The organism is Paraburkholderia sp. J7, from assembly GCF_905220155.1.
Classification (GTDB): Bacteria; Pseudomonadota; Gammaproteobacteria; order Burkholderiales; family Burkholderiaceae; genus Paraburkholderia.
Genome location: NZ_CAJMYZ010000001.1, coordinates 411,690 through 435,162, shown reverse-complemented (window position 1 = coordinate 435,162; position 23,473 = coordinate 411,690). Strand labels below are relative to the sequence as shown.

Here is a 23,473-nt window from a genome sequence, read left to right as displayed (position 1 = left end):
GTGTCGATGGAGTGGCGCGTCAGCGCTTTTTCGGAGATGCAGGCGGGACGAGATCGATGCCGCCCGCCGAAAACGGATGGCAGCGGCACAGCCGCCGCGCGGCGAGGTAAGTCCCACGCGCGGCGCCATGATACTGGATTGCCTCGCGCGCGTAATCCGAACAGGAAGGATAAAAACGGCACCGGCTGCCGAGGAGGGGACTCACGGCAAGCTTGTAGAAACGCAGCAGTGCGATCAATACCGTTTGCATGGCGTTGCGGCCTGACTGCGCCGCGCTCGATGACGAACCACGTGCCGCTTGCGCGGCGTCTACGTCGGATAAACCGGACTCGCGCGCCCCGCTCATGATGTGCGGGAACTGCCGTGGTCCGGCGGCGGAACGCTACCGGCCTGGGCACGCGCCGGCTCCTCCGCTGCTTGCCCACTTGGTGCCGCGGCCTGCGCCGCGCAAGGGGTGCGCGCAGATGTCGCAGGCGCAGCGCCGCCACGCCGCGCCACTTCGCGCGCGGCCTTTTCGAGCAGCGTTTCGATCTCGCCGCGGCACAAGGCTTTGAGCCCCGGCGAAGACGCGCCCGGCAGCGCCTTGCGGTCGAACTTCGTATGCAGGCGCAGCAGCAGGTCGAAACCTTCGAACTGCGCACGGCGCACACGAAACGCTTCGCGGGCAATACGTCGCACCAGGTTGCGCGTGACCGCGCGCGGTGCGTACTTCTTGCCGATCACGAGTCCGAGCCGCGCCTCGTTGCCGGTGGGCCGGCCGTACACGACGAAGTGCTCGGTGCGGCGCCAGGGGCGCAAACGAAAAACGGATGAGAACTCATCCGTTTTCAGTAGCCTTGCGGCTTTCGGAAAAGCGGCTTGCGTTCGCGACGGCATGACGCCCCGATCAGTTACCGGGTTCGTCCTGTTCGCCGTGCTCGCGAGCGGGCCGCTACCCGTGATTTCGCTGATAGCGATGCTGCCCGACTTAGACGGCGAGGCGCTTGCGACCCTTCGCACGGCGTGCGTTGATCACTTTGCGGCCACCAGCGGTCTTCATGCGCACGCGGAAACCGTGGGTACGCTTGCGACGGGTAACGGAAGGTTGGAAAGTACGTTTCATGTTGCTCTCACTGTTGAGTTTTGACCGCGGCGAGCATCGCGGAAAAAGGCAATGGCCGGTGGTACTAGGGATTGGTTTTCGAGGAACCCGCTATTTAAGCCGGTTTTTCGTTGGCCGTCAATAGCTTAGGCGATCGAACCTTTTGAAACCGCTGCACCGCACCTGCATTGACTGCTGTAAGGGAACGAACGAACGTGCGTTGATCCGTCCCTGTGGATAACTTCCTGGCGAGGGGATTTCGGCGTTAGAATCTCGCCTATCCCAAGAATCCTGCATGCCGCTCCGGCCCGCCTGCTTGCCGCAAGACCCTTGCCGCGCGGGCTTCCGGAGCAATTGCCGTCGCCTCGTCAGGGCCTCGTCGCGTGTGTGCGACAAGAGCGAAGCGACAACAATGCATGCAAACAAAACGACCACAGCAACTCGATGAACGAATTCTGGCAACACTGTTCCGCACTACTGGAGCGTGAGCTAACGCCCCAGCAGTACGTGACGTGGATTAAACCGTTGGCCCCGGTTGCCTTCGATGCTGCGGCGAACACGCTGCAGATAGCCGCTCCCAACCGCTTCAAGCTCGACTGGGTCAAGAGCCAGTTCTCGGGCCGGATCACCGATCTGGCACGCGACTTCTGGCAGACCCCGGTCGACGTGCAGTTCGTCCTCGACCCGAAGGCGGGCATGCGCGCGCCTCACGTCGCGCCCGCTGCCGCACCGCGTGCGCCTCTGGCCAGTGCGCCTGCGTCGGCTGTCGCCGCCGTCGCGCCGCAACCGGCCGCCGTCACTGGCGGTACGGGCCTCGCCGGCATGGTGCAAGCCGCGTCGGCCGCCGTCGCGCAGGCCACCGCTGAAGACGCCGCCGATCTCGATCTGCCGAGCCTCGACGCCAACGAAGCCGCCGCCGGCCGCCGTACCTGGCGTCCGGGCCAGGGCGCGGCCGCGGCTGCCTCGAACGGCGAACCCGACCCGACCTACGAGCGCTCGAAGCTCAACCCGGTGCTCACGTTCGACAACTTCGTGACGGGTAAGGCGAACCAGCTCGCGCGCGCTGCAGCCATTCAGGTGGCCGACAACCCGGGCATCTCGTACAACCCGCTGTTCCTGTACGGCGGCGTAGGCCTTGGCAAGACCCACTTGATCCACGCGATCGGCAACCAGCTGCTGCTCGACAAGCCGGGCGCGCGTATCCGCTACATCCATGCCGAACAGTATGTGTCCGACGTGGTGAAGGCCTATCAGCGCAAGGCGTTCGACGACTTCAAGCGTTACTACCACTCGCTCGACCTGCTGCTGATCGACGATATTCAGTTCTTCTCAGGCAAGTCGCGCACGCAGGAAGAGTTCTTCTACGCGTTCGAGGCGCTCGTCGCCAACAAGGCGCAGGTGATCATCACGAGCGATACGTATCCGAAGGAAATCTCGGGTATCGACGACCGTCTGATCTCGCGCTTCGACTCGGGCCTGACCGTGGCGATCGAGCCGCCCGAGCTGGAAATGCGCGTGGCCATTCTGATGCGCAAGGCGCAGTCGGAAGGCGTGAGCCTGAATGAGGACGTGGCCTTCTTCGTCGCGAAGCATCTGCGCTCGAACGTTCGCGAACTCGAAGGCGCGCTGCGCAAGATCCTCGCGTATTCGAAGTTCCACGGCCGCGAGATCTCGATCGAGCTGACCAAGGAAGCGCTCAAGGACCTGCTGACGGTTCAGAACCGCCAGATTTCTGTCGAAAACATCCAGAAGACGGTGGCTGACTTCTACAGCATCAAGGTCGCCGACATGTATTCGAAGAAGCGCCCGGCCAATATCGCGCGCCCGCGCCAGATCGCCATGTATCTGGCCAAGGAGCTGACGCAGAAGAGTCTGCCGGAAATCGGCGAGCTGTTCGGCGGCCGTGATCACACCACGGTGCTGCACGCCGTGCGTAAGATCGCCGACGAACGCACCAAGGACGCTCAGCTCAATCACGAGCTGCACGTGCTCGAACAGACGCTGAAGGGGTAACACGCAGACAAGCAGCGCCTGAATGGCGGGGCGAGCGGTCGCATCCGGAAGGGTTTGCCCTGTTTATTTCGCGGATCGCCCCCAATTTAGGGAAGTGGTCCGTTTTCAGGCACAATATGGGTTTAACCGCCCGGCGGTCCGGGGCGGGAAACACGCCGCGGCCTGTGCTGCATCAACCGTCTGAGCGGCGCCGAAGCCGCCGCCCACACTTGCGATTCGTGGGGTCGCGTCGGCAAAACCGGCGCCAGGCGGGCGCGCAGACCGTCACATCAACGAAGGAACTCTATGCAACTGGTCAAGACCGAACGCGATAACCTGCTGAGGCCGCTGCAAACGGTGAGCGGCATTGTCGAACGCCGCCACACGTTGCCGATCCTCGCCAATCTGCTGATCACCAAAACCGGTTCCGACGTCTCGTTCCTGTCGACCGACCTCGAGTTGCAGATCACCACGACCGCCGACTTCGGCGTCGGCAACGACCAGGTGGCCACGACGGTCGCCGCGCGCAAGCTGCTCGACATCCTGCGCGCCATGCCCGACGGCCAGGTCACGCTCACGCTCGCCGACAAGCGCCTCACGGTGCAGTCGGGCAAGAGCCGCTTCGCCTTGCAAACGCTCGCCGCGGACGAGTTCCCCACGGTGGCGCAGGCCAAGGACTTCGGCGCGAACCTCGCGGTGCCGCAGAAAACGTTCCGCCAGTTGCTCGGCATGGTGTATTTCGCCATGGCGCAGCAGGACATCCGCTACTACCTGAACGGCATGCTGCTCGTCGTGGACGGCGACCAGCTCATGGCGGTCGCGACCGACGGCCACCGCCTCGCGTTCTCGTCGATGAAGATCGAAGGCTCGTTCGCGCGCCAGGAAGTCATCATCCCGCGCAAGACCATTCTCGAACTGCAGCGCCTGCTCGAAGACATCGACGACGTGCTGAAGATCGATATCGGCTCCACGCAGGTGAAGTTCACGTTCGGCCAGGTCGAACTGGTTTCGAAGCTCGTGGAAGGCAAGTTCCCCGACTTCCAGCGCGTGATCCCGAAGGCGCACAAGAACACCTTCCAGATCGGCCGCGAAGAACTGCAACGCTCGCTGCAACGCGCGGCCATTCTCACGTCCGACAAGTTCAAGGGCGTGCGCTGCATCATCGAGCCGGGCCAGCTCAAGATCATGTCGACCAACGCCGACCAGGAAGAGGCGCAGGAAGAACTGGAAATCGCCTACCAGGGCGACACCATCGACATCGGGTTCAACGTCACGTATCTGCTCGACGTCCTCGCGAACCTGAAGGTCGACACGCTGGAAGTGAGCCTCGGCGACGCCAGCTCCAGCGCGCTCATCACGATTCCCGAGAACGAGGAATTCAAGTACGTGGTGATGCCGATGCGCATCTAAAAAGCGCGACAGAAGAAGAACACCAGGGGGCGCTGCGCCCCTTTGGCGTTTTTATGGCTTTTTGAAAAAGTCTCGAGCAGTAACACAGGCAGTACGCAGAACCGGAAAATTCCATGACTGATACGAACAACTCGCAACCCGACAACAGCTACGGCGCCTCGTCGATCCAGATCCTCGAAGGTCTGGAGGCAGTGCGCAAGCGGCCCGGGATGTACATCGGCGACACGTCGGACGGCACCGGTCTGCACCATCTCGTCTTCGAAGTGCTGGACAACTCGATCGACGAAGCCCTCGCCGGCTACTGTAACGACATCCACGTGGTGATTCACGCGGACAACTCCATCTCGATCACCGACAACGGCCGCGGCATTCCCACGGACGTGAAGATGGACGACAAGCACGATCCGAAGCGCAGCGCCGCCGAAATCGTGATGACCGAGCTGCACGCGGGCGGCAAGTTCGACCAGAACAGCTACAAGGTCTCGGGCGGCCTGCACGGCGTGGGTGTGTCGTGCGTGAACGCGCTCTCGAGCTTCCTGCGTCTGACCGTGCGCCGCGACGGCAAGAAGCACTTCATGGAATTTCACCGTGGCGTGCCGCAGAACCGCGTGCTCGAAGAGCGCGACGGCTTCACGGTCTCGCCCATGCAACTGCTCGGCGACACCGAAAATCGTGGCACCGAAGTGCACTTCATGGCCGACGAAACCATCTTCGGCAGCGTGGAGTACCACTACGACATTCTCGCCAAGCGTATTCGCGAACTCTCGTTCCTGAACAACGGCGTGCGCATTCGCCTGACCGACCAGCGCTCGGGCAAGGAAGACGATTTCGCCTTCGGTGGCGGCGTGAAGGGCTTTGTCGAGTACATCAACAAGGCGAAGACCGTCCTGCACCCGAACATCTTCTACGTGCAAAGCGAGAAGGACGGCGTGGGCGTCGAAGTGGCGATGCAGTGGAACGACAGCTACAACGAAAGCGTGCTGTGCTTCACGAACAACATCCCGCAGCGCGACGGCGGCACGCACTTGACCGGCCTGCGCGCGGCGATGACGCGCGTGATCAACAAGTACATTGCCGACAACGAAATCGCGAAGAAGGCCAAGGTCGAAACCTCGGGCGACGACATGCGCGAAGGGTTGTCGTGCGTGCTTTCCGTGAAGGTGCCGGAGCCGAAGTTCAGCTCGCAGACGAAGGACAAGCTGGTTTCCTCGGAAGTGCGCGCGCCGGTCGAAGATGTCGTGGCGAAGGCGCTCGAGGAGTTTCTGCTGGAAACGCCGAACGACGCAAAGACAATTTGCAGCAAGATCGTCGACGCTGCACGCGCACGCGACGCCGCGCGCAAGGCGCGCGAGATGACGCGCCGCAAGGGCGTGCTCGACGGCGTGGGCCTGCCGGGCAAGCTCGCGGACTGCCAGGAGAAAGATCCGGCGAAGTCGGAAGTCTATATCGTCGAGGGCGACTCGGCAGGCGGCTCGGCCAAGCAAGGCCGCGACCGCAAGTTCCAGGCAATCCTGCCGCTGCGCGGCAAGGTGCTGAACGTCGAAAAGGCCCGCTACGACAAGCTGCTGTCTTCCGAGCAGATCGTCACGCTGATCACCGCGCTGGGCTGCGGTATCGGCAAGGACGACTACAACCTCGACAAGCTGCGTTATCACCGCATCATCATCATGACCGACGCGGACGTGGACGGCGCGCACATCCGCACGCTGCTGCTCACGTTCTTCTATCGCCAGATGCCCGAGATGATCGAGCGCGGCTACGTGTATATCGCGCAGCCGCCGCTGTACAAGCTGAAGGCGGGCAAGGACGAGCGTTATCTCAAGGACGATTCGGAGCTGAACGCGCATATGCTGCGTCTCGCGCTGCAGGGCTCGGAGCTCGTGCCGAACGAAGGCGCAACGCCAATCTCCGGTGACGCGCTTGGCGAGCTAGCACGCTCGTATCAGCTTGCACGCGGCGTGGTGGATCGTCTCTCGCGTCTGTACGACGAGCGCGCGCTCGAAGCGATCATGGACGGCGTGGCGATCGATCTGTCGAGTGAAGAATCGACCGAGGCATCGGCGCGTGCACTCGAAGCGCAACTGCGCGACGATCCGCTCAAGCCGGAAGTGAGCGTCGTGCCGATGTACGACCAGGTGCGCGAGCAACGTTCGCTGCGCGTGGAGCGCCGCCATCACGGCAACGTGAAGGTCTCGGTGATCGACGAGGAGTTCCAGCTCACCGCCGACTATCAGCAGCTCGTGAACACGGCCAATACGTTCAAGGGCTTGATTGGCAAGAACGCCGTGATCAAGCGCGGCGAACGCAGCATGGCCGTGAACGACTTCAAGAGCGCGATGAAGTGGCTGATCGCCGATGCCGAGCGCAATGTGTCGAAGCAGCGCTATAAGGGGCTTGGCGAGATGAACCCCGGGCAGCTCTGGGAAACGACGATGGATCCGACTGTGCGACGTTTGCTGCGCGTGCAGATCGAGGACGCGATCGCCGCCGACGGCATCTTTACGACGCTCATGGGTGACGATGTCGAGCCGCGCCGTGCGTTCATTGAAAGCAATGCGCTGCGGGCGGGGAATATCGACGTTTGATCGTCCGATGCTGCCGTAGGGCGCCAGAGTAATTGCTACTGGCGCCACAGTTTTGCTACTGCGTGACAAAATAAATGCGACTGGCCTAGAAGAGCCGGTGATTCCTATTTGTGCTATCTCAGTGCGACGGAAAAGTTGCAAAGAGATCGAGAGCGTGTGCGCGGTCGGGGCGAGTGCGGTACGAGGTGCGGCCGCGGACGAGGCGTCCAAAGATAGCGGATTGGAGACATTCCACAGCGGCAGATGTGCCCAGTTCCGCTGTGATCGCTCAGTGCTGGTAGATGGCTTCTAGAGCTACGATCCAATTCGGGGTGAGTGACCCAAGTTCGCACATAACGAATAGCGTCCGGGGGAGGTTGATTTGGCTCGACACGACGATGTGGGTTTGCTGGCATATCATGCGGAGTTCGGCCCAGCGAGGATTTTGAATAGGGAAGGCGATCATCTCACGGTGGAGTTGTTTATCTCGCCTTGGGCGCGCCGAACAATTTCTTCCCCGAAGTCAAAGATTTCGCGATTGGTATTGCAAGAGCAGACCCGTGTTTATTTTCAGCAACGCGGGCAATGGCGCGTCGCCCGCGTGCTTGTTGGCGATACTGCGGCGGATGGTGGCTACGAGTACCAACTTCAACTGCCTAATCGTGTACGTGCGAGTTATCACGAGCGCGACCTGTGGGTCCGGTGTTGGCTACCTCATGATGATCCGACGAGCGCGCTCGCTTGTGGAGGGATGGAAACGCAGTTCTTCCACGAGCGCCGAGTGGCACTTGGAAAAGAACTGGTCGAACAGCGAGCGGCATGTCGTGGGTTGACCGGCATACTGTCGGCGCGCGTTGAATTGGTACCCCATCAAATCGATGTTGCTCGTCGAGTACTAGAGGACCCGCTTCAGCGCTACTTGCTTGCCGATGAGGTTGGCATGGGCAAGACCATCGAAGCAGGCTTTATCGTTCGCCAGTACTTGCTAACCGAGTTGGATGGGCGCGTGATAGTGGTGGTCCCACCTGCTTTACTCGAGCAGTGGCGTCGGGAGCTACACGAAAAGTTCTGCATTGATCAGTTCGCCAACCGCGTGGAACTTCGAGCCAGCGATGACCCCGACCTAGGTGCGACTGTTGCACCAGGGTTGCTGATCGTGGATGAGGCCCACCACCTTGTGAGCGGTGACGTTCCGGGTTGGCTGGTGTCTTGGTCCTCTGAGGCCCAACGCCTTCTTCTTCTTTCTGCAACCCCGACACTGCGCGATCCTGCAGTATTGTTGCGTTTGCTCCGCTTGCTTGATCCGATGAGTTATCAAACGGTGGCGTTGGCGGAGTTTCAGGCCCGATTGGTTCGACAGGACGATTTCGGGGTTTTCGTTCGAGGACTCCGAGTTGATGCGAGCCCCGCGCTTATTAGGCAGCGCTTGCGTCGAATCGACGATCTTTTTCCCGGCGACGAGGTGGTACTGGCTTGCCGGGACACTATTGCGCATGCGATGGAACAGCAGGATAGCCGAGCGCTAGCACTTGAAATGACCCGTTTGCGTTCGCACGTCGCGGACGTCTATCGAATTCATCACAGACTGATCCGTTCACGACGGCGAGATTGTCCAGATTGGGTTTTTCGTCCGCGAGGCAAGAGTCCGTCGCCGCAGGGCGAAGTTGATACTAGCCATCTACGTAGTTCATGGATCGAGGATTCAAGGCTTGAGTTCTGCTTCGAATTGCTGGAGGAATGGCGCGTCGAGGCTGTCGCATTTGTGTCTACCGATGCGTCTGAGCGGCGCGAGGTACGAGACATCTATTGCAGCCTTTTTGAAGCGATGGCCTGTGGGATTGAGTCGTTCGCTCTCGCGGTGAGTTTGGTGCCAAGTCGTTGGATGCTAGATGCGACCAAGGCCGAGTTCGAAAAAGCGATTCTTCCGAGAGGCGAAACTGCGGTTCCGCGGCCCGCTCAACTTGCCGAACACATAAAAAGACAGATCGCTGGAATCCAGCGGACGCGTCCTGGACATAGACCAAAGTTCGCTCTTTTTGGCTCTGATGGTGGAGATCTCGACGGCTGCGCGCGCGCGCTAACCAAATTGTTCGGATCGCGTGCCGTCCTTGACGCTAGGTCTTTCGGACCTAGTGACAATGTCGGCGAAATGTTTCGCTCAAGTCCGGACGCTTTGTTCCTCTTATGCTGCCGCGCGCATGAGGAAGGGTTGAATTTGCACTTTGCGGATGCCCTGGTGCATTTGGATCTCCCTTTGTCTCCGCAACGCATCGAGCAACGCATCGGTCGATTGGACCGATTTGGTCGGTCACATGACGATGTCGAACAAAGGTTCCTCTTCCCTGCGATCGATGAAGATCGCTGCCCGTGGTTAGCTTGGTTCGACTTGCTCGTACACGGTTTTCAAGTATTTAACGTTTCGATTGCGGATGTGCAGTTCGTACTGAACGAGACGGTCGAGATGGCAAGAGACGCGCTATTCGAACAGGGGGCAGTAGGCCTGAAGGCGCTGATCGCGCCCATCCGTGAACGATTAGATACGGAACGTAGCGCGCTCGATGACCAGTACGCGCTTGACCGCGTCTTGCAAGCGGAGGACGAAGCTCATTGCTTCTTCGAACAAATCGAAGATGCGGACGCCCGCGAAGACGAAATGGCTACTGCCGTGCATGAATGGCTAGCACATGCCATGCAATTTGGCGCAGAGCGCCATGGGCCCCGGACGTCATCTTACCGCTGGGAGGACGGCTATACACAACTCCCCGTTATGCCTTGGAAACGGATGTTCAGTAGCGCCCTCAATCAGCCAGTTTCTGCCTCCCGCAAAGCTGTTTGCCTACCCACAAACGGTCGGCGCTCGCAACTCTTGCGACTTGGTAGTCCGCTCTTGCTCGCGATGGAGCGACACTTTCTGTGGGAGGATCGAGGTGTCGCCTTCGCGACGTGGCGTATCGCTCCAGGTACTAGCTTCCACGACTTTCTCGCCTTTCAACTCACATATCTAGTTGAAGCCCGACCGCCGAAAGGGCTTACGCCTGCTGAATTTGCAAGTTGGCGGGCGCGGCTGGATGGAGTGTTACCTCCTTCGCAAGACGTCATTCACGTCGATTCTGAATTGCATCCTATTCGAGATTCTTTCATTTTAGAGTTGCTGCAGGGGCGGTACCGCACTCGTGAAAACAATGGAAACGACTACAACCTCGGCAGCCGTCTTGACGGACTGTATGCGGTGATCGACGCAGCGCAATTCGAGTCTTTGTGTCGTTCGGTACGTGCTCAGTCTGAAGCGATGTTGCGCGCATCGACCGGTTTTCAGGAACGTATGCAGCAGGCGAAAGAGCGTGGCAACGCCAAACTTCTGCAGGGTATCCACCGCTTGCGACAACGTCATGCGCGAACCGATTCTGCGGATGTGCGAATGGATCTGGAGCGCGAAATTGAAATTCATGAAAGCGCTCGTCGAATGCTCGACGATCCGGTGATCCGCCTAGATGCAATCGGCGTCTTTGTGATTAGCGATCGGCCTCCGCAGGGACCGTCGGATAGAAGCATGTCAGCATGATAGTCAACTGCGAAACAGAATTTGCCGCACTTCGCGCTGCTTGCCAGGGACAAGTTGAAGCAGCATCGTTCCGTTGCGTGGCGAAGCCATTTGAGCAGCTACGGTTGGCCTTGCTCGGACCCGACTTAACACGAGAAGAACGACTGGTCCGATTGCGCCACGCTTTGAGGTATGCCGCCACCTCGGATGAACTCGGTCGAATTGATCGTAGCCTGCCACTGCCGCCAGGTGACAAAAACGCTTCCGACGAAGAACTGGCGTTGTTTGGACTCTTTCGTCGCGCATCCCAAGAGGTGGCTGCGCATCAATGGCTTCCTCAATGGTTGAGCGAACATCCCTTACATGGCGTCGATCACGCCGCAATGCAGGCGGCGCCTCGGCCTTGGACACATCGGCCACCCGCATCGGATCCCTGGGTAAAGAAGCATTTGGGCATTGAGGCGTACCGGGGCCCTGGCCAAGCACTGGCCGTCCGTTCGGCTTTGCATTTGGATCATGGGCGGACACTTGCTGTCGTGCTTCCCACCGGTGAAGGCAAAAGTCTAGTGTTTCAGGCGCTTGCGTTGGCGCATCCGAACGAAACTATTGCAGTTGTGGTGCCAACGGTGACGTTGGCGCTGGATCAAGAACTGTCGCTCCAGCGGGTCAATACTAAACACGATCGCTATCATGCCTATGTTGGCGGCGACGAGCAGCGAACGGCCGCTATATCGGCTGCGCTGCGTACAGGTCAACAGGGTCTCCTATTCGCGGCACCCGAGGCGTATGCATCATCGCTGCGTGCCCCACTGCTTCAAGCCGCCCGATTGGGTCGTTTAGCGGCTGTAGTCATTGATGAGGCTCACCTTGTTGAGGCGTGGGGCACCGATTTTCGCAGCGCGTTTCAATGGTTAGGCGCGTTAGTCGCGGAACTACGCACCATATCCCCAGCGGGTGCCAAACCGCGCGTTATCTGTCTCTCGGCGACACTCAGTCAGATTGCATTTGACACACTTGTCACCTTGTTTTCACCTCAAAGCGAGGTTGCGTTAGTTGCTGCCACACGACTGCGACCTGAGCAAGACCTTTGGGTCGCGCCGGTGGCTCCGAGCGTCGACGTTCGTGAAAACCGAGTCATCGAGGCATTGCGGTTTTTACCTCGCCCTGCCGTACTGTACGTTACCCAGCGCTCGGACGCAGACGAGTGGCGCGATCGACTACATAAGTCCGGATTTCGGCGCGTCGGAGTGGTTCACGGAGAGACCAACGCTGCCACGCGTGAAATGGTGCTCCAAAAGTGGCGGGCAGGCGACCTCGATATAGTTGTCGGCACTTCAGCGTTTGGATTGGGCATTGACGCAGGCAATGTTCGTACCGTCATCCATGCCTGTTTGCCGGAAACGCTTGACAGGTACTACCAAGAAATTGGGCGCTCAGGAAGGGATAACCGAGGAGCGGTGGCGCTATTGATTCCTGCCCTCACTGACCTGCCGATTTCCCGCAGACTCAGCCATAAAACGCTTATTGGTGATAGTAAGGGAATCGGCCGGTGGCGCGCACTTTTCCATGCGGGCAAGCGTACCGAAGGCACCGGCCATCGCATCTTGGTTGATATCACCGCCAGACCCGGCTACGAGCCTGACATGCGCTCTGGCCGTAGCGAGGACTGGAATATTAATGTTCTGAATCTCCTCGTTAGGGCCGGCGTGATCCGCTACGCAGGGCTGGAATGGGATGCAAAAAACGAGAGATCGCTGCTGGCAGTTGATATATGTGATCAAGGCCACCTTGATCCTAAGTTGTGGGAGAGTCGAGTTCGTCCGTTTCGTGCACGGATGACAGTAGGAAATCGGCGTGCCCACACCGCGGTACTCTCGCTGCTAGCTAACGAGTCGTGTCCAAGTGCGCTGTTTTCAGGAATGTACCACCTGCAATATCACGGCATCGACTACGACGTTACTCTGGCCTGTGGCGGATGCGTTGCGTGTCGACGCAGTCGCAAAGATGGTTGGTTTGCCAATTGGCCCGTCGCACCTCGCGCGCCCTTTGAAATCGGCTACTTGGCAGGTCGTCTGCAATGCAAGTTTGATGCTAAGGGACGCATTTTTGTGGGTTATGACCGGGACAGTATCCAGTCTCGACGTTTCCAAAGACACTTGCGGCAGTTCATCAGCCTACTTTGGCGTTTGGGGCTTCGGAAGTTCGTTATCGTCGGCGAGAGCCCTAGTGTGCTTCTGGACGTTCTAGAGGAATATCCTTGGTGCGTTGCCGTTGTCGGGCGGACTAGCGGGATTAGCAGCAGTGGGTTACCGCCGGGGCCTTATGCGGTATGGCTCGGAGGGAACGTAAACGCTTCGGAGAGCCTCCTCAGTGAGTCATCGTCGGAAACAAAAAGAATTCTCATAGTCCCCGCTGACCTTTCTGATCCGCGTTACCCTGGAAGTCAGTTGGCCGAACGTCTACCTATGGTGCCGCTCGAGTCGTTGCTTGAGGAATTAGATCAATGACAGTTTTAACTAACTTTCCGGCCATCCCGAACAGAATCGCTATTGCGTGCGAATACTTGCAGGATGCCGGCGCGAGCGGTATTTCTCGCGAACAGTTCGATTCGCAACTTTCGCCTTGGCCGCCCGGCAACGATGAAGAAGAGCGCACAGGTACATCTATGGCGCGTGAGGTACTCCGTGAACTCGAAGCACTAGGCCTAGCGGTCGAAGCGCCATCTGGTATAGGTTTGGCGGGAGAGCTGCCTTTGACGCCAATGAGCTACGGTGATTGGCTGGAATGGTTGATTCCTTGGGCGACGGAACGTTTGAGTGATCTTGGCAAGGCCGACCTGTGTCGCCAAAGCGGGGTTCCGCTTGCATTTGCGTGGCTCTTGAGCCAAGACTCGCGGCGACCTATACGTTCCGCAGGTGCTCACGTTGAGTTGTTGCAGCAGCAGTTCGGGAATGTGGACGCGCTTGGCTTCAATATGAGAAACGATCAACTCTTTCAGAATCTGATCTACTGGGCTCGTTATCTTGGTTACGCTGAGACAATCGGACTTCGCACCAGCCCGAATTCGGGTGGATCCAACTCTGCCAACTACGTCATACCCGATCCCACCAGAGCAATTCGACGTGTCTTACCGCAGATATTCAGCGCCACAAATGAGATGCAAATATCTACTTTCGTAGAACGGTTAGCGGATTTGCTCCCCGTTCTTGAAGAAGGCGGTGCGCGGTTCGAACTTGAGCGGCGATTTACAGGAGCGCTGCGACGAGCCGAACAACACTTCTCCATCGCCACAAGCCTAGCTCTTACGCGGTTGGAGAATGAGGGAATCCTACAGTTGGTATCCGAGTCCGACGCAGACCGATGGGTTATTGGGGACTGGACTGATGCACGATATGTCACCCGCTTACTCTGGCTTGGGGCCCAAGAATGAACGCAATGACGCCTTGTTGGTCACCTGATCAAGTACTGCGAGTCGTGACCTCAGATGCCGAAGAAATATCAGATCACGTATTTAATGCGGTTCACTGCCGCACGGATCTGCAGATGGCAGACACTTGGAACGGTCAACGATATCCAGTGCAAACTGAGGATTTGGTTGAAAAGTTTCTCGAGCCAGGTCGACGTTATGTGCAGGCCGTGGTCCTTGGAGAATCTGGAACTGGCAAGTCGCATTTGATTCAATGGTTGCGCCTGAATCTTCCCAAGCGGTCGGAGGACCTTGTACTGACAATTCCAAAGGTTGGTACGAGTTTGCGTGGCATCGTGGAGCGCATCGTCGAGCGACTTCCTGTGGAAAGCAGGGCGCCTTTCGAGGAAAAGTTGAGAGCTGCGAGTTCGCAAACTACGACACACGAGGCTCGAGTCGACAAGTTTCTATTCTCCCTCGCATGGTCCGTGAAGCACGCCATTGCGGTGCAGTCAAGCGAGGAAATGGACTTGGCCGACATGCTTCCGGATGTCCTAAGCGACCCTAGTTTCCGCAGAGGTTTCTTCAGCGCGGCTGGCGGGACTGTCGACCAGATCGTCCGCCATATCTTTGATAATCCGGAAGGAAGGGATGATCAAGCCGCGCGCCGTCAGTTTCAAATTGGGGACTTGCCGTTGAGTGGCGAACATTACGGGAATGCTGCGCTGCAAGCCCGCGATGCGATTGATTTCATTCGCGGTGAAGCTGGAATGGAGCAGCGTGCAATCGATCTGATGACGAGGGCACTCGAGCCAGCCATCGCACAGACGCTCAACTTTACCGCAGACGATTTGATTGAGTTGATGCGCAATCTCCGAATTCATCTGGCGCAGCGCGGTCAGCGGTTAATTTTACTTATAGAAGACTTTGCTCGTCTGCAAGGGATAGACACGGCACTCTTGCAGGCACTTGTAACTCCGCCGCGCCAAGAAGAAGAGCAACTCTGCGAGTTACGATGGGCTATGGCCGTGACAACTGGCTATTTTCGTAGTCGATTCGACGAAACCGTCCGTACACGTGCCACATTCGTCGTTGACATGGACCGCAGTCAGCCTCCCAGCGTTCCGCAGTTTGCTGTTGGTTACTTAAATGCCATCCGTGTGGGGGAAGCAGCCCTGCTCGCAACACCGTTGGGCGCTCCAATACCGAATCGATGCGATGACTGCGCGGTGCGCACTTCTTGTTGGGAAGCGTTCGGGCAAGAGGGTGGAACTGGCCTGTTCCCATTTAATGCGAGAGCTCTAAACAGTTTGGCGGACCGCGTTGGTGCTCGCCAGGAGGCCGGCTTCAATCCTCGAGTGTTCCTGAAGGCCGTCATCGAACCCGTCATGATGCAACATCACGCCGAGATCATAAACGGCTTGTTCCCCAGCGCGGCTCTGTTGCGCCGAGTTGGTGGCGAAAATCGCTTGCGCGCGCAGACCATCGCTGACCTCGAACGCCGGGACGCTGCTTGGGTTGAGCGGCGAGTAGCACTTCTCGAAATCTGGGACGGCACGGGACAGTTGGTCAATCTTCACCCTGGCATACATCAGGCGTTCGGCTTGCCAGCGCTCGCTAACACGGCCGACTCGCCTCCGGAATCGACCAATCGCGGTGAATCAACTCAAGGGGTAACGCCGACGTCAAGACCTGAATCGCCGCTAATCAGCGCAATTCAGCAGTGGGCTGTTCAACCGGATTCTATTCTTAGTCAGTCTCATGTGCAGAGTCTGCGCGGTCTGATCTACTCTGCGCTCGACGGCTTCATAGACTGGGACGAACTCGGCGTTCAGAAAGCTCTCGCCACGACAGCGTTCCGTCTTGCTAGCATCAACTTTGATCGTCAGCAAACGGCTAGGACGCGCACAGCCATTTCGCTCGAACTGCCACTCCGCACGCGGACGATTGCCCAGACGGCGGTGGCGTTGGAGGCGCTAGTTCGTGTAGTTACCTCGCCTGATACGGGTACAGGCGAGGTAATGCTGGACATAGCTTCACTGCTAAGTGAATTGCAACTATGGGCGAACGAAATCACGGCTCAAATCAAGCGAGTCTTTCGAGGGGACGCGCAATGGGACCCAACTGTCGGTGCAGTCGAGGTGTTGACGCTAACGTTGATGCAAAGCGGCCGAATCAAAGTTGGGGACTCAACGGAGGCAATTGTCGGAAAACTATTCGAGAGGACAGCGCCACCGACAATGACCGCACTAACGTCCACATTTCGCCAGCATAACGAGCGTCTCTCACAACAATATGAGCCTGTTCGGGCGCTATTGAAGGCCTTGTGTTCGGGCTCAAAGGGTGGCCGAATTGGAAATTTCACTCGAATTCAGCCGATATTGCAAGCAGTGCGCGCGCTGCGGCGACGCAATCTACAACTGACTCAGATTCCTCCGACCGAATATGGTATTCAGGATCTTCGACCGCTCGGGGAGCTTTATGGAAGACTACTCGCGGGATACAGCACGGCGTTCGAGGATGAACGAAAAGCGTGGTCGGAATGGTTAGTTCGTGTCCGCCTTGCACTCGGGGACAATTCACGCCGACCTTCGTCGCTTGTAGCGTTGGTAGAACAGTTACTTACCGAAGCTGAGAATGCCGGATTGGACCTAGGTGCCATGCGCGAATCAATGCGTACGCAACTGATGAGCCTGCCAAGTCCAAGAACGATGGACCAAGCCATGGATCATTGGATCGCTCTAGAACTTGCACAAGGAGCAGAAGCCCTGATTCGGTGTGCGCTCGCAAGCGGACAGCGCGTGCAATTGGACCAAGTGATAAATGGCATTGAGGCTATCCTCTCGCGAATTGAGAGCCGGGTCAAAGGAGAGCTTCAGCAAATTGAAGTGGATGTCGGTGAAGGCCTGAATCTCAGCAAAAAGACGATCGGCGAATCGCTGGCCATCTGTGTAACCGCGATCGATCGCTTTGGAATAGAGGAGGAAACAAAGTGAGCGAATCGCATGATGCAGATGCTAGCTTGTTCGACCGCGTCCACGCTGCCCGGAATCAAGTTGGCACGTTGATGGCTCGTCGGCGCGAAAAAGACGAGGCAAAGCATTTCGAGTTGCGTGGTCAGCAACTAAAAGCGCCGAGCGAGTCGCTTCGCGCCTCTGCTTACCGAGGGGTTATTCTTAAGGCTGCTAGGATTCAAGTTCAAGGCATTGATACTGAAGCGTTGGAGCGCTGGCGCAGTCGACTTCAGAACTTACTAGTCGCCTTTGAGGAAGCGCCGACATCCATTCTAGATCCGGTTCCGGGTGACGATGCGCGTAAGATCCTTTTCGAACCGCTGGCGCAGTTTTCTGTGAGCATTCAAACTGCTCTTCAGACTAGCTGGAGATCTTGGGTGCTCGAGCAACAGCCTTCAATTTCCATCGAACTACTAGAGGTGCTCGCCGAGGTCCCCGCCCTCGCAGCGCAAGTTGCGGAAATACGAAATACGTGGGCCAGATTGCGGCAAGTTGCGGGAGCACTGCCTGGTAGCGAGGACGAAATCAGTTCGACCAAGGCGACCGCGGACCGTTTGGTCACTCTGTGGGAGTCACTGGCAGGGGGCGGAATCCCTAGTGAAGTGGTTACATTTTTGCGGTCCGCTGGTCAGCGCAACGGCGCTGCATTCGCTTTGCTCACGACTGAAGTCGCGGACTGGCTTCGAAATCACGATCTTCTAGATACTTTAAGAATCCGTTTGTCATAACGTGAATACCGCTGCTGAAGAACTACTTAATGCGATCGAGCAGGCCGAGATGCGCTCCCTCACTTGGGGCTATGTCGACGGCAGCCTGACCTTCGCGGAAGTCATTCGACTGGCCCAATCATTGGCTGTAGACAAGCAAATGACAAGGACCGCTGAAGACTGTGAGGAACTCGTCGAAGACCTAATCGATGCCCAATTGCTCTTCGAGCGTCGAGGAAGACTGCGCTCCCGCTTTGCTGAGACCGTGCGGCTAGCGGTGCGATCGCGTCAGATGTTCCGGGCCGAACAGTGGCGAGGTGCGCCTCGCCTCGTCGCCGATTTCCGGGTCGATCGTCGACCGAGGCTATTCCCACATCGGGACGTCGTGCCTACGGAAGCATGGGAACACATGCCGGCGATTGTTCGAGAAGATACGCTGCGTCGGAGGTTCTGGGACGCCCTTACCCAAAATGACCAAGGTGCGCCGCTCACATTAGCACGATTTCAAGTTAGAGCGGCCGCACGCTTGCTGAGCGAAACGCCTACCGACAACGCCACAATTGTGACGGCCGGTACCGGGAGCGGTAAGACGTTTTGCTTTTATCTGCCTGCGCTTACAGAAATCGCGACGCAAGTCGCGTCTGGGACCGAGCATACTCTAGCGCTAGCGCTATACCCACGTGTCGAACTGCTTAAGGATCAGCTGCGCGAGGCGGTGCGCCTTTCGGATCGCCTCACGCCACTACTTCAGTCTTCCGGAGCCAGGCCCCTGCGCATAGGTGTCTATTACGGTGATACGCCCCGCAACTGGGAACACTTCGCTTCGCCATATCCGCCCAAAAACTGGAAGCGGCAAGGTCGCGGTTACATTTGTCCGTTTATTCGTTGTCTTAAGTGTGATGGTCCCCTTGCGTGGAGTGAAGACGACGCTGCGGCAGGACAACAGCGCCTGCGGTGTGTCACTGGTCGGTGCAACGGCGAGATTAACAATGTCGTTTTGACGCGAGACGCGTTAAAGGCGGGTGGTTGCGACCTGTTGTTCGTTACAACGGAGTCGCTTAACGCGCGAATAACCGAGAGGGAACTACGGCCCATACTTGGACTTGACCGCCCTTCTAACTCGAAACCGTTGTTCGTCTTGCTGGACGAGGTGCACACATACGCAGGCGCACCCGGAGCGCAGGTAGCCCTCACGATGTCTAGATGGCGAAATGCGCTGGGCCCGAATGCAGCGATTCGCTGGATTGGTCTTTCGGCGACGCTGCGTGATGCAGATGAATTCTTCGCAACGATGACCGGTGTGCCTGCCGTCGACGTCGCAACCATTTCACCTGCAATAGGAGAGTGCTTCGAGCGCGGTGCAGAGTATCAGATTGTCTTGAGAGGAGATCCATCCGGCCAGACAAGCCTGATGTCGACGACGATTCAGACTGCCATGTTAATTGGCAGGATGGCCGACAGCGTAGTCAATCGTACCGGTGGCGTGGTAGGACGAAAGACGTTTTTGTTTACTGACGACCTAGATGTTAACAACCGCTTGTATCACAGCTTGGCAGACGCAGAGGGCTACCTGGTTAGGAACAATCGCCTGTTGCCCGATGGCCAACGTGCTCCGCTAGCAGCCTTACGCGGTGACGGCGCAGAGGCGCTTGAGCGCGACCAAGAGGGTCAACGTTGGTGGGCCGTTGATGAAATTGAGTTGCATAGCTTGGAAAAGCGATTGCCGTTGGGCCGTACGACTTCACAAGACTCCGGTGTTGACGTAAGTGCAACGGTCGTAGTTGCGACTGCTTCATTGGAAGTTGGCTTCAACGACACAACAGTGGGTTTCGTAATTCAGCATAAGGCGCCTCGGGGATCAGCCGGCTTTCTCCAGCGGAAGGGAAGAGCTGGGCGCAGTCAAGCTATGCGTCCGTGGATGATAACGGTGCTATCCGATTACGGTCGAGATCGTGCAGCGTTCGCATCGTACGAGCAACTCTTCGACCCCTCGCTGCCTCCAACAAACCTTCCAGTAAGCAATCTGTATGTGCTTCGAATTCAGGCAACCTTTTCGTTGCTCGAATGGCTCTATCAACGATGGGAGAACAAGCCACCCTTTGCTTACTTGTGGGATGTAGTAGCAAGGCCTAAGGGATACGTGAAATATCGTCGAATCATCGCGGACGTGCTTTCCAGTCTCTTACGAAACGATGATCCATCGCTCCGCCGCACACTCGGAACCCATATCGAGCGTGCGCTGAGAATTCCGCGTGACCGTGTGCAATTACTCCTTTGGCAACCCCCGCGAGGGATCATGCTTGAGGTTATTCCGACGCTGTTACGCAGGCTGTCAACGGATTGGCTGCTCGCCTATCCCACAGAACCGGGTGAAACTGAGCCTTTCGAACGAACACCGCTTCCGGAGTTCTTGCCAAGCCGACTGTTTAGTGAGCTCCAACTTCCTGAGATCAAAGTAACACCGGATCAAGGGCAAGAAGAAGTGATGGCGGTTGGGAGCGCGCTGAATATGTTAGTACCAGGGCGTGTTTCTCGAAGGTTTTCGCCATTCGATTCGACGATTAGTCACTGGCTGCCAGTCGATGTGGAGAGCGCCGAAGCGGCTGTACAGGTCGAGCTAGCGGACTACATACCAATGTACGATCGGGTCGAGATCAACGGCGTCGAATCTCAAGTTGTCCGCCCCCGGCAAATGCGGATGGAGAAAATCCCCGAGCATGTGTTGCCTACGTCTAATGCACGCTGGCAGTGGAACTCAGTCCTGAACGGCGGCGAAGCGCCTGAAATGCTGACCGTTCCCAGCCGAGGTCCTTGGGCGTCACTGGTAAGTCGCGTGGATGCACATACCTATAGTCGCCGCTCCCCGGTTCGGGTGCAGCGTTATGCGGCAGACGGCGAAGCAAGTCTTCGATTGAAATCGGACGGCCGGGTAAGTGAAAGAAGTATCCATTTTGCACTTCGTTTGCATGGCAAGACTGCCGCGGTCGGATTGGAACAAGACGTCGATGGATTGCGTATCTTGATCCATCTGCCCTCGGAGGCGGCTTTGGCCTCTAGGAATAACTGGCCAGACGACGCATTGGCTGTCTGTCGTACGATGCTCTTTCGGGATGTTGTGGTGAACGATTCCCGCTTAAGGGCCTACGGAAACGCATTTCAACTCGATTGGATTGCACAGGTATTTCTGGCGGCAACCATTGTTGCTGCAGACGCGAACGGCTGGGACTTTGCAACGTCATGTGAGCGCGTGACCGTTCGCGAACTCGAGGACGCAGTCGGTATCCTGTTTCCTACCATGGAGACTCCAAACACCGAGTTGACGGATTATCAAGAGGAGGACGATGACACTGATCACGTTGACTCGTTAAACTCCCCGCGAATTGAGCAAAAGCTTGTACGTACTTTGCGACAACTATTCAATGTGAACGCAGTTGTTGCATCACTCCGCGAGTTGGCGCTATCTGCCGCCCAACCCGATGCCGATCTCTGGGGGCGGTGGCTACGAAAATTGCTTTGCGAGACGGTCGCAGTTACGCTTGGCGAGGCTGTTGCATTGATTCTCCCTCGAAATAATGTCACCGATACGTTGTTGTCGGACTGGGAGTGGGACGCAACATCAGAGACTATGACGTTGTGGCTGACCGAGCAAGCATTAGGAGGCGCTGGCCTCGTCGAGGAATTGACGCTCCTCTGCGGCAACGAACCTCGGAAGCTGTTTCGTGCCGCGGAGGCAGCGCTTGCGGCGACAGATGCGGAACGCGCGTCCGAAGCTCTTAGTGCTATGTGCCGAAGAATTTGCTTGGATGATGTTTTTGCCAAGACGGCGGAGCGTTGCGCAGAATCGCTTGGTCATGGACAACGCGTCATGGAACTTGACGCGCTTGCCGACACTCTCCGGCGATCAGGGCATGCGGTTGGAAGGACTTTCGGTGTAAGCGCTAATTCGCGTCTGTTGCGCCCCGGAATGCAAGTTTCAACTTGGCGGCTACTTGTTGAACTGGACGACTATCGAATCGGTTTACAGGCGCGACAAGGTTTCATAGTTGACCTGCGCGTTTTTTGTCGAATTGCAGTAGTCCATCCACAATATGGTACTGCCGTGCGTAGCGAACTTGCTCGTCTTCGTGGAGGCATTCCCGTTGGCGACGGCGAGAGCGCGCAAATTTTGAGCGGAATTTTGTGGCCACAACCTGCCGAGTTGCGTGCGGCACACCGGCCAAGTTGGCATCCCTATCGTGACATCGGAGTAATTGAGACGGGACTCCTGCGTGCACTATTGGATAACGAAGAACCGGCGACGGTCGATGTTTGCGACCCGCAGTGGAAAACGCGGATCGCGGAATATCTAAGCCAGCAGGGAAGCGCTCGCCTGTCAGCGTTCGACGCCGATAGGGAAAAATTGAGTGATGCGATTACTTCCCTAGCTTCAGTTCCGATCGATACGGGGTGGCTTCACCTGTATGCGGCCGTGGAACGTATCGAATCCGCGGAAGGGCGACTCACCGTATTGTTTGAATTGAGGGAGATAGGCTGATGGGCCATCGGGATCTGATTACTCCCCGTCAGCGGCAAGCGCTCGCTGACGTTCTAAGTGGGTGCTTATTGGCGGAACTGCTGGCACCCAGCGAACCGCTGTGGCTAGTATCTGCTTGGGTTAGCGACATCGAAGCCATTGATAACGCAGGCGGCGCCTTTGAGGCCCTTGCTCCGGATTGGCCTCGTGGTCCGATCCGACTGTCGGCTGTATTAGCTCGGATAGTCGAACTTGGTGGCAGTATCTTTGTTGGCATGAACAACGACGCGCACAACGAGAGCTTTGTTGAGCGTCTCAAGTCAATTCACCGATTTGCCCCTCTAAGGGTGCGCTGGGCGGTCGCGGAGCAACTGCATCAGAAGTGCCTTTGCGGCAGCCGATTCGCTTTGCGTGGATCGATGAATGTTACTTGGAACGGCCTAAATGCCAAGGAAGAACAAATGACATTGACCACGACACTGGCCGACGTACAACGGCTTCGACTCGAATTAAACGATCGTTGGGTTAACGCGGCCGAAACTTTCGGAGGGGGGGCATGATTGCGGATTCAGAGGCAACGTCACGACAGATTGCCCTAGACTACGCAAAGTCTAACGTGGTCGGGTCGGAGGCGTCGCGAAGTGTAGCCACTAGTTTAATATCCGCCGATTTCCCGGGGGCGGTCTTTGCGTTTGACGCACGCGTTAATGAGATTTGCGCTGCAGCACCTGACTGGCGACAATGGTATCGTCTTGCGCCGCTGCTCGAGGCAGCTATAGGATATACGCTCAGCGATTTTCCGAAGCCGGCTGAGACAACTTCGGCTCCCGCACGACTCACAGCACTGCTGGGAGGGTATTCGCCAACACTATGGTGCCGCATCCGTCTCTCGGACGATATCCGCCTCAAACAATTGGCTGTCGATGCTTGCAAGTATCTTGTCGTCGAGCTTACTGCTCATGCTGATCTCGTCACTCCCGCGAAGCCGGTTCTCAGTGTGGGTCAGCTCATGGCCCTATTCGAGCGCGCGCTGGATTGCGATGATTTCGGGCGTGCAGATAGTGCGCTACGCGAGATGCAGGAACGGAACCATTTAGATGCAGCGAATGCGCGATTCCTTCGCTTGCGTTGGCTGCATGCGCAAGGTGAGTCGCGGCGCGGCGAGGCACAACAATTGGCTGCGCAAATTCGAGGTTTGGTCGTGCCACGCGAAGTGCGAAAGTTACTTGATTACCTTTAATAAAT

At 57.6% G+C, this 23,473-nt stretch carries 13 protein-coding genes and 1 pseudogene; 11 read left to right on the top strand and 3 right to left on the bottom strand.

Annotated features, from left to right (window positions below; translation table 11 throughout):
• Window positions 1-19: 19 nt before the first annotated feature.
• The 3 genes and pseudogenes from yidD to rpmH all read right to left on the bottom strand — a co-directional run bounded on the left by yidD (window position 20) and on the right by rpmH (window position 1,102).
• The gene (gene yidD / locus U5A58_RS01945) at window positions 20-250 is read right to left on the bottom strand and encodes a membrane protein insertion efficiency factor YidD (protein WP_042266160.1); all 231 of its coding nucleotides are present in this window, start codon (window positions 248-250) and stop codon (window positions 20-22) included.
• A gap of 203 nt (window positions 251-453) precedes the next feature.
• Window positions 454-876: pseudogene (gene rnpA / locus U5A58_RS01940) on the bottom strand (ribonuclease P protein component); the annotation flags it as partial.
• Window positions 877-967: 91 nt separating this feature from the next.
• Entirely contained in the window at window positions 968-1,102 is a 135-nt protein-coding gene (gene rpmH, locus U5A58_RS01935; protein WP_026120950.1) for a 50S ribosomal protein L34, read from the bottom strand.
• A 423-nt stretch (window positions 1,103-1,525) separates the two neighbouring features.
• Here rpmH and dnaA point away from each other — a divergent pair, with 423 nt between their 5' ends.
• The 11 genes from dnaA (at window position 1,526) to U5A58_RS01880 (ending at window position 23,468) form a co-directional block, all read left to right on the top strand.
• Window positions 1,526-3,094, top strand: a complete 1,569-nt coding sequence (gene dnaA, locus U5A58_RS01930; protein ID WP_321960089.1) for a chromosomal replication initiator protein DnaA — start codon at window positions 1,526-1,528, stop codon at window positions 3,092-3,094.
• Window positions 3,095-3,379: 285 nt separating this feature from the next.
• Window positions 3,380-4,483 (top strand): DNA polymerase III subunit beta, encoded by a 1,104-nt coding sequence (dnaN, locus tag U5A58_RS01925; protein WP_028203240.1) that lies wholly within the window; start codon window positions 3,380-3,382, stop codon window positions 4,481-4,483.
• Between the two features lie 113 nt (window positions 4,484-4,596).
• Window positions 4,597-7,068: a DNA topoisomerase (ATP-hydrolyzing) subunit B gene (gene gyrB, locus U5A58_RS01920; protein WP_321960088.1), complete on the top strand. Its 2,472-nt coding sequence runs from the start codon at window positions 4,597-4,599 to the stop codon at window positions 7,066-7,068.
• 361 nt (window positions 7,069-7,429) lie between these two features.
• Window positions 7,430-10,609, top strand: a complete 3,180-nt coding sequence (dpdE, locus tag U5A58_RS01915; protein WP_321960087.1) for a protein DpdE — start codon at window positions 7,430-7,432, stop codon at window positions 10,607-10,609.
• The gene (gene dpdF / locus U5A58_RS01910) at window positions 10,606-13,095 is read left to right on the top strand and encodes a protein DpdF (protein WP_321960086.1); all 2,490 of its coding nucleotides are present in this window, start codon (window positions 10,606-10,608) and stop codon (window positions 13,093-13,095) included. Before dpdE ends, dpdF begins: the two co-directional genes overlap by 4 nt.
• A complete protein-coding gene (gene dpdG / locus U5A58_RS01905; RefSeq protein ID WP_321960085.1) occupies window positions 13,092-14,018 on the top strand; it encodes a protein DpdG in 927 nt (308 codons plus the stop codon). Before dpdF ends, dpdG begins: the two co-directional genes overlap by 4 nt.
• Window positions 14,015-16,990: a protein DpdH gene (gene dpdH / locus U5A58_RS01900; RefSeq protein ID WP_321960084.1), complete on the top strand. Its 2,976-nt coding sequence runs from the start codon at window positions 14,015-14,017 to the stop codon at window positions 16,988-16,990. The genes dpdG and dpdH overlap by 4 nt, the downstream gene beginning before the upstream one ends.
• Window positions 16,987-17,736, top strand: a complete 750-nt coding sequence (locus tag U5A58_RS01895; RefSeq protein WP_321960083.1) for a hypothetical protein — start codon at window positions 16,987-16,989, stop codon at window positions 17,734-17,736. Before dpdH ends, U5A58_RS01895 begins: the two co-directional genes overlap by 4 nt.
• 1 nt (window position 17,737) lies before the next feature.
• A complete protein-coding gene (gene dpdJ, locus U5A58_RS01890; RefSeq protein WP_321960082.1) occupies window positions 17,738-22,249 on the top strand; it encodes a protein DpdJ in 4,512 nt (1,503 codons plus the stop codon).
• The gene (dpdK, locus tag U5A58_RS01885) at window positions 22,249-22,788 is read left to right on the top strand and encodes a phospholipase D-like domain-containing protein DpdK (RefSeq protein WP_321960081.1); all 540 of its coding nucleotides are present in this window, start codon (window positions 22,249-22,251) and stop codon (window positions 22,786-22,788) included. Before dpdJ ends, dpdK begins: the two co-directional genes overlap by 1 nt.
• The gene (locus U5A58_RS01880) at window positions 22,785-23,468 is read left to right on the top strand and encodes a hypothetical protein (RefSeq protein WP_321960080.1); all 684 of its coding nucleotides are present in this window, start codon (window positions 22,785-22,787) and stop codon (window positions 23,466-23,468) included. The genes dpdK and U5A58_RS01880 overlap by 4 nt, the downstream gene beginning before the upstream one ends.
• Window positions 23,469-23,473 lie beyond the last annotated feature (5 nt).